The organism is Pseudomonas sp. BN411 (assembly GCF_029871235.1).
In the GTDB taxonomy this organism is placed as follows: Bacteria; Pseudomonadota; Gammaproteobacteria; order Pseudomonadales; family Pseudomonadaceae; genus Metapseudomonas.
The window spans coordinates 1-12,128 of sequence record NZ_SSOM01000045.1; the positions used below are offsets into that span (position 1 = coordinate 1).

8 protein-coding genes are annotated in these 12,128 nt (G+C 65.2%); 4 read left to right on the plus strand and 4 right to left on the minus strand.

The window, feature by feature from the left end; genetic code table 11:
- The 4 genes from gcvP to E8F06_RS05940 all read right to left on the minus strand — a co-directional run.
- The coding region (gene gcvP, locus E8F06_RS05925) for an aminomethyl-transferring glycine dehydrogenase (protein WP_280365153.1) at positions 1 to 2,805 on the minus strand (2,805 nt) is incomplete at its 3' end.
- Positions 2,806 to 2,819: 14 nt separating this feature from the next.
- Positions 2,820 to 3,197: a glycine cleavage system protein GcvH gene (gcvH, locus tag E8F06_RS05930; RefSeq protein WP_280365156.1), complete on the minus strand. Its 378-nt coding sequence runs from the start codon at positions 3,195 to 3,197 to the stop codon at positions 2,820 to 2,822.
- Positions 3,198 to 3,603: 406 nt separating this feature from the next.
- On the minus strand, positions 3,604 to 5,139 hold the full coding sequence (locus E8F06_RS05935) for a sigma-54-dependent transcriptional regulator (protein ID WP_280365158.1): 1,536 nt from the start codon (positions 5,137 to 5,139) through the stop codon (positions 3,604 to 3,606).
- A gap of 22 nt (positions 5,140 to 5,161) precedes the next feature.
- Positions 5,162 to 6,073 carry a LysR family transcriptional regulator gene (locus E8F06_RS05940; RefSeq protein WP_280365160.1) on the minus strand — a complete coding sequence of 304 codons (912 nt, stop codon included), beginning with the start codon at positions 6,071 to 6,073 and terminating at the stop codon, positions 5,162 to 5,164.
- A 156-nt stretch (positions 6,074 to 6,229) separates the two neighbouring features.
- On the opposite strand from E8F06_RS05940, the gene speB reads away from it, so the two are divergent.
- The 4 genes from speB to betA all read left to right on the plus strand — a co-directional run bounded on the left by speB (position 6,230) and on the right by betA (position 12,086).
- On the plus strand, positions 6,230 to 7,201 hold the full coding sequence (speB, locus tag E8F06_RS05945) for an agmatinase (protein WP_280365162.1): 972 nt from the start codon (positions 6,230 to 6,232) through the stop codon (positions 7,199 to 7,201).
- Between the two features lie 20 nt (positions 7,202 to 7,221).
- The gene (locus E8F06_RS05950; protein ID WP_280365165.1) at positions 7,222 to 8,724 is read left to right on the plus strand and encodes an aldehyde dehydrogenase family protein; all 1,503 of its coding nucleotides are present in this window, start codon (positions 7,222 to 7,224) and stop codon (positions 8,722 to 8,724) included.
- Positions 8,725 to 8,862: 138 nt separating this feature from the next.
- Positions 8,863 to 10,368 (plus strand): cytosine permease, encoded by a 1,506-nt coding sequence (locus tag E8F06_RS05955; protein ID WP_280365166.1) that lies wholly within the window; start codon positions 8,863 to 8,865, stop codon positions 10,366 to 10,368.
- Positions 10,369 to 10,400: 32 nt separating this feature from the next.
- Positions 10,401 to 12,086 carry a choline dehydrogenase gene (betA, locus tag E8F06_RS05960; protein ID WP_280365168.1) on the plus strand — a complete coding sequence of 562 codons (1,686 nt, stop codon included), beginning with the start codon at positions 10,401 to 10,403 and terminating at the stop codon, positions 12,084 to 12,086.
- Positions 12,087 to 12,128 lie beyond the last annotated feature (42 nt).

The following is a 12,128-nucleotide window of genomic DNA, read 5'->3' on the forward strand; positions in this document are numbered from 1 at the left end:
GACGTTGTCCACGCGGCCCACCGGCGGCCAGTACTTGCCGTCCACCAGGCTGGCGCTGGGGTACACGGCGAGTTCGCGGCTGTAGCAGTGGGTCCACTCGCCGACCAGCTCGTGGGCGGTGTGCGGGGCGTTCTTCAGCGGGTTGTCGTCCTTGTCCAGCTCACCGGCCTCGACCGCGCGGATTTCCTCGCGGATGCGGATCATGGTGTCGCAGAAGCGGTCCAGCTCTTCCTTCGACTCGCTCTCGGTGGGCTCGATCATCAGCGTGCCGGGCACCGGGAAGCTCATGGTCGGGGCGTGGAAGCCGTAGTCGATCAGGCGCTTGGCGACGTCGTCGACGCTGATGCCGCTGGTCTCCTTGAGCGGGCGCAGGTCGAGGATGCACTCGTGGGCCACCAGGCCGTTGCTGCCGGTGTAGAGCACCGGGTAGTGCTCTTCCAGGCGGCGGGCGATGTAGTTGGCGTTGAGGATCGCCAGCTGGGTGGCGCGGCGCAGGCCGTCGCCGCCCATCATGCGGATGTACATCCAGGTGATCGGCAGGATGCTGGCGCTGCCGAAGGGCGCCGCGCTGACCGCGCCGTCCTTGCGGGCCATCTGCGCGTGGCCGGGCAGGAAGGGCGCCAGGTGGGCCTTCACACCGATCGGGCCAACGCCCGGGCCGCCGCCGCCGTGGGGGATGCAGAAGGTCTTGTGCAGGTTCAGGTGGGAGACGTCGCCGCCGAACTGGCCCGGCGCGCAGAGGCCGACCATGGCGTTCATGTTGGCGCCGTCGATGTACACCTGGCCGCCGTTGGCGTGGATGATCTCGCAGATCTCGCGGATGCCTTCCTCGAACACGCCGTGGGTGGACGGGTAGGTGATCATCAGCGCGGCGAGGCGCTCCTTATGCTCCTCGGCCTTGGCCTTGAGGTCGGCGATGTCGACGTTGCCGCGGGCGTCGCAGGCGGTGACCACCACGCGCATGCCGACCATGCTGGCGGTGGCCGGGTTGGTGCCGTGGGCCGATTGCGGGATCAGGCAGATGTCGCGCTGGTCGTCGCCACGGCTGAGGTGATAGGCGCGGATCGCCAGCAGGCCGGCGTATTCGCCCTGGGAGCCGGCGTTCGGCTGCAGGGACACGGCATCATAGCCGGTGGCCTTACACAGCATGGCTTCCAGCTCGGTAGTGAGTGCCTGGTAGCCCTGGGACTGCTCGGCCGGGGCGAAGGGGTGCAGGGCGCCGAACTCGGCCCAGGTCACCGGGATCATCTCGCTGGCGGCGTTCAGCTTCATGGTGCAGGAGCCCAGCGGGATCATGCTGCGGTCCAGCGCCAGGTCCTTGTCGGCGAGCTTGCGCAGGTAGCGCATCAGCTCGGTTTCCGAGTGGTAGCGGTTGAACACCGGGTGGGCGAGGATCGCGCCCTGGCGCAGCAGGGCGGCCGGCAGGCGGCTGGCGACCTTGGCGGCCAGCTCGGCGAAGACCGGCAGCGCCTGGCCGTCGGCGAACAGCGCCCAGAGCTGCTCGACGTCGGCCTGGGTGGTGGTTTCGTCCAGCGACAGGCCGAGGCGCACGGCATCCACTTCACGCAGGTTGAGGCGCTGGGCGCGGGCTGCGGCGTGGCGCTCGGCGGTCTGGGCGCCGGTGGCCAGGGTCAGGGTGTCGAAGAAGTGCGCCTGCTCGACGGTCACGCCCAGCTGGCTCAGGCCCTCGGCGAGGATCGCGGTCAGCTGGTGCACGCGGTTGGCGATGCGGGTCAGGCCCTGCGGGCCGTGGTAGACGGCGTACATGCTGGCGATGTTGGCCAGCAGCACCTGCGCGGTGCAGATGTTGCTGGTGGCCTTCTCGCGGCGGATGTGCTGCTCGCGGGTCTGCATGGCCAGGCGCAGGGCCGGTTGGCCGTGGCGGTCGATGGAGACGCCGACCAGGCGGCCGGGCATGTCGCGCTTGAAGCTGTCGCGGGTGGCGAAGTAGGCCGCGTGCGGGCCGCCGAAGCCCAGCGGCACGCCGAAGCGCTGGGCGCTGCCGAGGGCGACGTCGGCGCCGAACTCGCCGGGCGGGGTCAGCAGGGTCAGGGCCAGCAGGTCGGCGGCGACCGCCACCAGGGCGCCGGCGGCGTGGAAGCGCGCCACCAGTTCGCGGTAGTCGAAGACATCGCCGTTGGCGGCGGGGTACTGCAGCAGGGCGCCGAAGTAGGCGCTGGCGTCGGTGATCTCACGCTCGTCGCCGATCACCACCTCGATGCCCAGCGGCTCGGCGCGGGTGCGCAGCACGTCAAGGGTCTGCGGGTGGCAGTGCTGGGAAGCGAAGAAGGCGTTGCTGGCCTTGTTCTTCGCCAGGCGCTTGCAGAAGGTCATGGCTTCGGCGGCGGCGGTGCCTTCGTCGAGCAGCGAGGCGTTGGCCACCGGCAGGCCGGAGAGGTCGCTGACCAGGGTCTGGAAGTTCAGCAGGGCTTCCAGGCGGCCCTGGGAGATTTCCGGCTGGTAGGGGGTGTAGGCGGTGTACCAGGCCGGGTTTTCCAGCAGGTTGCGCAGGATCGGGCTGGGGGTGTGGCAGGGGTAGTAGCCCTGGCCGATGTAGCTCTTGAACAGCTGGTTCTTCGCGGCGATGGCCTTGATCGCGGCGAGGGCTTCGGCCTCGCCCTGGCCGGCCGGCAGGTCGAGCACGCTGGTGCCCTTGATGCTGTCGGGCACCACGCTGGCGATCATCGCGTCCAGGCTGTCGAAGCCGAGCAACTCCAGCATCGCGTTGGCATCGGCGTCCCGTGGGCCGATGTGGCGCGGGACGAACTCGTTGCGTGTGTCCAGGGGGAATTGGGCGAGGCTCATGGCAGTTCCTCCGGTCAGGCGTGGTCGGCGAGGAACGCGTCATAGCCGGCCTGGTCCATCAGGCTGGCGACGGCTTCGGGGCTGTTCGGACGGATACGGAAGAACCAGCCACCGTCCATGGGCGCTTCGTTGACCAGCTCGGGGTTGTCGGCCAGTTGCTGGTTCACTTCGATCACTTCGCCGTCCAGCGGCATGGTGATGTTGCTGGCGGCTTTCACCGACTCCAGCACGGCCACTTCGGCGCCTTGTTCGTAAACACCGGTGTCGGGCAATTGCACGAACACCACATCGCCCAGCGCTTCCTGGGCGAAGCTGGTAATGCCGACGGTCACTTCGCCGTTAGCTTCGACGCGCAGCCATTCATGCTCGGGAGTAAAACGCAGAGTGGTCATGGAGCTTCCTCTTGTTATCAGGTTGGGTCCCGAGCGTTTGGCTCGGCTGATGGAACAAGAGCAAGCGCGGTGCCAACTCTTTAAAGTCTTTTAATATCAATGACTTGAGCGTTTATATGCGCCTGGCCAGACCTTTCCATGGAGCGATATCGCTCCACGCCGAAAAGAGTCTTTCAGCTGCTCTGAATGAGGAAAGGCCCGGAAGCTGGGGCTTTGAAGGACATTGGAGCGAAATCGCTCCAGTGGAATGGAATCGAACCGGTTGCGAAAAGATGCCGGGTGACTTGTAGGGGCGAATTCATTCGCCAAGGGCAGCGCAGCTGCCCCCAACAACCCGAAGGGCAGGACTGCGTCCTGCTTTGTCGAATGAATTCGACCCTACAGGAGAGGTTGCCCCACGCCCGCCCTAGCGGGAAATGCCGTACTTGCGCAGCCGCTGCCCAATGGCGGTGTGGGAGGTATTCAACCTGGCCGCCAACTGTCGAGTGGACGGGTAGGCGGTGAAGAGTTGCTGCAGCAGGTTTCTCTCGAAGCCCTGTACGGCGTCTTCCAGGCTGGTGACTTCCATGGGGTCGGCCTGGGGAGCGCCGAGCGCCGTGCCGGCAAGCTCCAGGCCGTCGCAGTCGATCAGGTCACCTTCGCTGATGGCGGCGGCGCGGAAGATCACGTTCTGCAACTGGCGGACGTTGCCCGACCAATGGTTGCCCAGCAGCAGCGGGTAGGTGGCCGGGGCCAGGTGACACGGAGCGCGCTGGATCTGCGCGCAGGCCTGGTCGAGGAAGTGCTCGGCGAGCAGGAGGATGTCCTGGCCGCGCTCGCGCAGGGGCGGCACGTCGAGGTTGAGCACGTTGAGGCGATAGAACAGGTCTTCGCGGAAACTGCCTTCGCTGACCATGCGTTCCAGGTGCCTGTGGGTGGCGCCGAGCACGCGGACATTCACGTGGACTTCCTTGTCGCCGCCGACCCGGCGGAAGCAGCCGTCGCTGAGAAAGCGCAGGAGCTTGGCCTGCAGGTAGGGCGACATCTCGCCGACTTCGTCGAGGAATACCGTGCCGCCGTCGGCCAGTTCCAGCAGGCCGGGCTTGCCGCCGCGCTGGGCGCCGGTGAAGGCGCCCGCCGAGTAACCGAAGAGTTCGCTTTCGGCCAGACTCTCCGGCAACGCCGCGCAGTTCAGTGCGAGGAAGGGCGCATCCTTGCGGTCGCTCAAGGCGTGGCAGGCGCGGGCCACCAGTTCCTTGCCGGTGCCGGTTTCGCCGCGGATCAGCAGGTGCGCGTCCAGCCGGGCGACCTTGTGCAGGCGTGCCTTGAGCTGCTTCAGGGGCGCCGACTTGCCCAACAGGGTTTCCAGGCCTTCGCCGCTTTCCGGGCGCAGGGAGGCCAGGCGCGAGCCGATGCGGCTGGGCGGGTAAAGGGTCAGCAGGCTGCCGGCCAGGTCCTGTGCCTCGGCGTCCGCACCGCCCGTGATCGGAGTGGCGTCCAGCAGCAGAGCGAGGCCCTTGAGCGCCACTTCGCACATGGGCAAGCGGAAGCCCCGCTCGATCAGGGTCTGCGCCAGGCCGGGGTCATCGAACAGGTTCGACAGAGGCTCGCCCGTCGGATCGCGACCGTAGAGGCCGACCAGCGAAGGGTTGGCCAGAAGCACGTGGCCGCTGGCGTCCACCGCCAGCACGGGGTCGCTGACGGCGGCGAGGAGGGCGTCGAGCTGCAGGCGGCGGCGCTGGCCGGGGAGGATGTCCACCACCGTTACCGCCTGCACGCCTTGTACGCCATGCAGGGCTTCGCGCAGTTCGTCCAGCACCTCTGGACCGAGGCTGGGGGCGTCGATGTAGACGTTCGGCGGAATCATCTCCACCGCTTCCAGGTTGAGGTTGCGACCACCAAGCAAGGCCAGGACTTCCTGGGTGATGCCGACGCGGTCGATGAAGGTGACGTGTATGCGCATGGGGAACTCGCCTGCTGGCTGGTCAGCCCTTGGTCAAACCGCCGGAGCAGGCGGTCAGGTCTTCGAGGAAGGCACGGAGGATCGGTGGCGCCGCGCCGCGACGGGTGATCACGTCGAAGGGCGATTCCAGCTGGTCCTGGGAGATGGGCAGGTGGCGCATCTCGCGGGTGCTGACCCACTGCTCGGCGACGTGCGCCGGAAGCAGGCCGATATAGGCACCCGAAATGACCAGGATCGCCAGGGCCTCGATGTTGTCCACAGTGGCCGCTGCCTTGCTCACGCCGAGCACGTCGAGGTCGTACTGCTGCATGTAGCCGCGTACCGCGATGCGGTTTACGGCAATGGCCTCGTGCAGTGCCTGCCCGGTCAGGGTGCTGGCGAACAGCGGGTGGTGACGCCCGCAGTACAGGCCCAACGCCTCCTGGTACAGCGGTGAGTAGTCGAGGCCGGGAATTTTCGCGGGAAAGTGACCGATGGCCAGGTGCAGCCGGTTGTCCAGCACCCGCTCTTCCAGCTCCGCCGGGGTACCGACGTAGACACTGAGGTGAACGTCGTGCCCACGGGAAACGAAGCGCTGGGTGGCGCGGGGCAGGGGGGAGGCGCGATCGGTGAGGGTGCTGTCGATGATGCCGAGGTTGAGCTTGCCGCTGATGCGCTGCTTGAGCACGTCGGCGTCCATGCAGAAGGTCTCCACCGCCGAAAGCAGGCGCTGGGTCGCCTCGTGGATGGCCACGCCCTGCTCGGTCAGGCGGAAGCCGCTGCGGCCGCGCTGGCAGAGCTTGACCCCGAGGCGGGTCTCCAGGTGGCTCATCTGTTCGCTGATGGTGGACTGACCGGCATTCAGGGCCGCCTGGGCAGCGGAAAAGCCCCCGCATTTGACGATCGTGGCGAAGACCCGAAGCAGCTTCAGGTCGACATCGTGCAACTGGATCACGTGGGCCTCCCGGTCGGCGATTTACATCGCTACTGGCGATATGAGCATCTGATGTTTTGCATTTTTACAAAATAAATCTGCGCACATATTCGCTGCAACGGCGAATTCGAAGCCGGTTCGCCGACCACTGAAAACAAAAAAGCGAGGCGTGCGACTATGTCGAAGAATGCTTATGAATCCGGACGGTTGAACCTGCCTTTCGTAGGTCACTGTACGTTTGCAAAGTCCCCGATCTGCACCGATTGGGATGCCATCAACGCGGACGTCGCCGTCCTCGGCGCGCCCAATGACATGGGCACCCAGTGGCGCTCCGGTGCACGCTTCGGACCGCGCAGCATTCGCGAAGCCTCCACGCTGTTTTCCTTCGGCCATTCCGGCGCCTACGACCATGAAGACGACGCCCTTTACCTGACCCAGGACCAGGTGACCATGGTGGACGTCGGCGATGCGGACATCGTCCACACCGACATGGCCTCCAGTAACGACAATATCGAATTCGCCGTACGCAAGATCCTCGAATCCGGCGCCATGCCGGTAGTGCTGGGCGGCGACCACTCGATCCATGCCCCGGTGATCAAGGCTTTTGAGGGTCACGCGCCCATCCATATCGTGCATTTCGATGCTCACCTGGACTTCGTCGATGAGCGCCACGGCGTGCGCTACGGCCACGGCAACCCGCTGCGCCGCGCTTCCGAGCTGGACCACATCGTCGGCATGACCCAGATGGGTATCCGCAACGTGTCTTCCTCCAACCGCGATGACTACGACGCGGCCCGCGCCGCCGGTTCGCAAATCCTGTCGGTGCGCGACGTGCGCCGCCTGGGCACCGAAGGTGTCATGGCGATGATCCCGGAAGGCCTGGACTACTACATCACCATCGATATCGACGGTTTCGACCCGTCCATCGCCCCTGGCACCGGCACCCCCAGCCACGGCGGCTTCCTCTACTACGAAGTGCTGGAAATCATCCAGGCGCTGGCCAAGCGCAGCCAGGGCCGGGTCGTCGGCATGGACCTGGTGGAAGTTGCACCGGCCTACGACCCCACTGGCGCCACCTCGATCCTCGCGGCGCAACTGCTGATGAACAGCATCGGCTTCATCTTCCACGAACGCGCCCGTAACCGCTGACAGGTCTGGAGGAAAAGAGAGTGGACATCAAAGTAAAAGAGTATCTGCAGAAATTCGGTGTATCCGAGGCGACCCAGAGTTTCCTCGGCAAGTCCCAGAAAATGTTCGTCAACGGTACCTGGCTGGAATCGGCTGATACCGCCGAGGTGATCGAGCCGTCTACCGGCACCGTGCTCACCCGCATTCCCATGGGCACTGCGCAGGACCTGGACCAGGCGGTGCAAGCTGCCCGCGCGCAGTTCGATGGCGGCGCCTGGAGCCAGCTCAAGCCGCTGGAGCGTGAGCGCCTGCTGCACGGCCTGGCCGACCTGATCGAGGCCAACGCCGATGAACTGGCGGAAATCGAATCCATCGACATGGGCAAATCGGTTGCTCAGGCACGAGCGGTGGATATCCAGGGCACCATCGACACCTTCCGCTACTTCGCCGGCTGGGCCAGCAAGATCCACGGGCGCACCGTGGAGCCGTCGCTGCCCGGCAATTACCTGGCCTATACCCGCAAGGAGCCGGTCGGCGTGGTGGGCGTCATCGTGCCCTGGAATTTCCCGCTGCAGACCATGGCCTGGAAACTCGGCGCCGCCCTGGCGGTGGGCTGCACCGTGGTAGTGAAGCCGGCCGAGCTGACCTCCCTGTCGGCCCTGCGGTTCGGCGAACTGGTACAGGAAGCCGGCATCCCCGATGGCGTGGTGAACATCGTCACCGGGCGCGGCAGCGTGGTCGGTTCGGCCATGTCCAGCCATCCGGGCATCGACAAGCTGAGTTTCACCGGATCGACCCCGGTGGGCTGCTCCGTCGGCAAGGCGGCCATGGACCAGATGAAGCGCCTGACCCTGGAACTGGGCGGCAAGTCGCCGGTGATCGTCTTCGCCGACGCCGATATCAAGGCGGCGGCCCAGGCAGTGGCCAACGGCGTGTTCTTCAACTCCGGCCAGGTCTGCGATGCCGGCACCCGTGCCTACGTCCATCGCAGCGTGTACGCCGAGTTCCTGCGTGAGCTGGCGGACTACACCGCAACACTGAAGATCGCCCCCGGCCTGGACCCGGATTGCTTCATCAGCCCGATGGTGTCGCGCCAGCAACAGCAGCGCGTGCTGGAGTACATCGAGACCGGCAAGGCCGAAGGCGCGGAGCTGTATTACGGCGGCGAGCCGGTCGACGGCCCCGGCTTCTACGTCCAGCCGACCGTCTTCGCCAACTGCCGCAATGACATGCGCGTCGTCCAGGAGGAAATCTTCGGCCCGGTGCTGGTGACCGCGCCCTTCGACGACGAAGAAGAAGCGCTGGCCCTGGCCAACGATTCGCTCTTCGGCCTGGCCGCGGCGCTCTATTCCAACGACCTCGGGCGGGTCCACAGCCTGATCCCGCGACTGCGTGCGGGCACCGTCTACGTCAATGCCCACAGCACTCTCGATCCCTCCATGCCCTTCGGCGGCTACAAGCAGTCGGGCTACGGCAAGGACCTTGGGTCGGAACAGCTGGATTACCTGCTGGAAACCAAGGCGGTGTGGATCACACTTCCTTAAGTGATTTCAGCTGAAGCGTCGGCAGTCCCCGCTGCCGCCGCACGATCGATCCGCACCCGCCTTGCAAGGCAGTTCCTTACGGGCTGCCTGGGTGCGGAGCCTGGTGATACTCCATACGAAAATAAGAGCGGAGATACCATGAAATCAGCATCACAAAGTCTGTCCGCGACCGAGGGACAACGCGGACTGGAAATCGAAGGACACTCCATCGATTTCATCCAGGAGAACGAGAGAACCGACAAGCTGTCCGCCCAGGGCCCCTTCTGGTTCGTAGGCAACTTCACCTTCTTCACCATGACCATCGGTTTCGTGGGCCCGAGCGTCGGCTTGAGCGCGTTCTGGACCATGATCGCCGGCACCCTGGGCATCATGTTCGGCACCCTGTTCATGGCATTCCACGGCTCGCAAGGGCCGCATCTCGGCCTGCCGCAGATGATCCAGTCCCGCGCCCAGTTCGGCTATCGCGGTGTGGTGCTGGTGCTACTGGCGACGCTGTTCGTCTTCGCCGGCTTCAACATCGTCAACCTGGTGTTGATGATGCAAGGGCTGGAGCACCTGTTTCACTGGGACCCCATGACCGTCGCCCTGGTCGTCTCGGTGCCCGCCACCGCCCTGGCCATCCTCGGCCATGACTGGATGCACAAGACCTTCAAGTGGTCGCTGTTCCTCTCGCTGCCCCTGTATGGGCTGGTGACGATGGCGGTACTGTTGGGATGGGTCCCGTCCGCACCGCTGCCGGCTGAGGGGGCTGAAACGGTCAAACTCGGCTTCACCCTGACCGGTTTCGTCGCCCAGTTCGCCGCAGCCGCCAGCTACAACATCGCCTACGCCCCCTACGTCTCGGACTACTCCCGTTACCTGCCGAAGAACACCTCGAGCGGCAAGCTGATCGCGGCGGTATTCATCGGGGCCTCGCTCTCGGGCGCCTGGATGATCTCGGTCGGCGGCTGGTTGGCTGAACACCTGCGTACTGCTGATGTGCTCGTCGCGCTCAACAGCGTCGGCGCCAGCTTCGCTCCGGAGTTGGGGACGGCGGTGGTGGCGGTCACCATCCTGGCCTTCCTGCCGGTGATCGCGATGAATATCTACAGCGCCAAGCTGACCACCATCACCGGCGTGGATTCGTTCAGGAAGATCAAGCCCACGGCCCGCGTACGCATCCTGGCGATCATCTTCGTGGTGCTGCTGCAACTGGGCGTGGCCATCAGCATCAATGCCTCCGGTTCTGGCCTGTCGATGCTCAACATGTACCTGGTGGTGATGCTGTACTTCCTGGTGCCCTGGACCGCCGTCAACCTCACCGACTACTTCTTCGTGCGCAAGGGCCGCTATGCCATCCCGCACTTCTTCCTGCCGCACGACAACATCTACGGCCGCTGGGGCAGCCGCGGGCTCATCGCCTACCTGATCGGCTTCGTGGTGATGATCCCGTTCTTCACCATCTTCAGCGGTCCCGATGAGGTCTACGTCGGCCCGCTGGCCCGGATGATCGGCAGCGTGGACATGGCGTGGCTGGTCGGCCTGATCGTTTCCGGTGTCGCCTACTACCTGCTGTGCCTGTCGCTCGACCTGAAGAAGGAGGAAACCCTCATTCGCCAGATCGAAAAAGAGGCCCCTCAATTCACGACGGGTAAAGCCTGGTAACAGCCCCGTCCCGTTTCATTGCGAGAAAGATCATGGCTAACAGATACGACTACATCATCATTGGTGCGGGTTCGGCTGGCTGCGTCCTGGCCAACCGCCTGACTGAAGACGCCGGCACCTCCGTGCTGGTTCTGGAATTCGGCGGCAGCGACCGCAGTGTGCTGATCCAGATGCCCAGCGCCTTTTCCATCCCGATGAACACCAAGAAGTACAACTGGCGCTACGAGACGGTGGCCGAGCCGCACCTGGATGGCCGCCGCCTGCACTGCCCGCGCGGCAAGGTGCTGGGTGGTTCGTCCTCCATCAACGGCCTGGTCTACATCCGTGGCCACGCCTACGACTTCGACGAGTGGGAAAACCTCGGGGCGAAGAACTGGAGCTACCGGAACTGCCTGCCGTACTTCAAGCGCGCGGAGACCTACAAGTTCGGTGGTGACGACTATCGCGGCGCCAGCGGCCCGCTTTCCACCAACAACGGCAACAGCATGCAGAACCCGCTCTACGGCGCCTGGGTGGAGGCCGGTGCCGAGGCTGGCTACATCAAGACCGACGACTGCAACGGCTACATGCAGGAAGGCTTCGGCGCCATGCACATGACGGTCAAGGATGGCGTGCGCTGGTCCACCGCCAACGCCTACCTGCGTCCGGCGATGGAGCGCCCCAACCTGACCGTGGTCACCCACGCCATGACCCGTCGCATCATCCTCGACGGCAAGCGCGCTGTGGGCGTGGAATACGACCAGGGCGGCCAGACCCATGTCGTGCAATGCAACCGCGAGGTGCTGGTGTCCTCCGGTCCCATCGGCTCGCCGCACCTGCTGCAGCGTTCCGGCATCGGCCCGGCGGCAGTCCTGAAGAAGGCCGGCATCGAGGTCCGTCACGACCTGCCGGGTGTGGGCGAAAACCTCCAGGATCACTCGGAGATCTACATCCAGTACGCCTGCAAGGAGCCCGTCACCCTCAACGGCAAGATGAGCCTGTGGGGCAAGGCGTTGATCGGTTTGCGCTGGCTGCTGTTCAAGGATGGCCTGGGCGCCAGCAACCACTTCGAGGCGGGCGGTTTCATTCGTTCCGAGAAGGGGCTGCGCTGGCCGGACATCCAGTTCCACTTCCTGCCGGCGGCGATGCGCTACGACGGTGACAAGCCGTTCAAGGGCCATGGCTTCATGATCCTCACCGGGCCCAACAAACCGAAGAGCCGTGGCCACGTCCGCGCACTGTCGGCTGATCCGTACCAACACCCGGAGATCCGTTTCAACTACCTGGAGAGCGAAGAGGACCGCGAGGGCTTCCGTCGCTGCGTGCGCCTGACCCGCGAGATCATCGGCCAGCCGGCCATGGACCGTTTCCGTGGCGAGGAACTGGCGCCCGGTCCCCACGTGCAGACCGATGAGGAAATCGACGCCTTCGTGCGCGCCAACATGGAAAGCACCATGCACCCTTGCGGCTCCTGCCGTATGGGCGAGGACGACATGGCTGTGGTGGATTCCGAGCTGCGCGTGCGGGGCATCCAGGGCTTGCGGGTGATCGATTCGTCGGTCTTCCCCACCGAGCCCAATGGCAACCTCAACGCGCCCACCATCATGCTCGCCGAACGCGCCTCGGACCTGGTGCGCGGCCGCAGGACCCTGGCACCCGAGGAGATGCCCGTAGGCTTGGCGGCTAACTGGGAAACCGCGCAGCGCACCCACGCACCTGTGCGCCAGGTAGGTATTTGAGGCGTAGGGCGAAAGCTGCTCTGCTCATCCCAGAACCTCTGT

Bases quoted from the DNA above. Each gene is read 5' to 3' on its own strand.
- E8F06_RS05955 (WP_280365166.1), top strand. From the start codon at position 8,863: ATGAAATCAGCATCACAAAGTCTGTCCGCGACCGAGGGACAACGCGGA.
- gcvH (WP_280365156.1), bottom strand. From the start codon at position 3,197: ATGACCACTCTGCGTTTTACTCCCGAGCATGAATGGCTGCGCGTCGAA.
- E8F06_RS05935 (WP_280365158.1), bottom strand. From the start codon at position 5,139: ATGCGCATACACGTCACCTTCATCGACCGCGTCGGCATCACCCAGGAA.
- speB (WP_280365162.1), top strand. From the start codon at position 6,230: ATGTCGAAGAATGCTTATGAATCCGGACGGTTGAACCTGCCTTTCGTA.
- betA (WP_280365168.1), top strand. From the start codon at position 10,401: ATGGCTAACAGATACGACTACATCATCATTGGTGCGGGTTCGGCTGGC.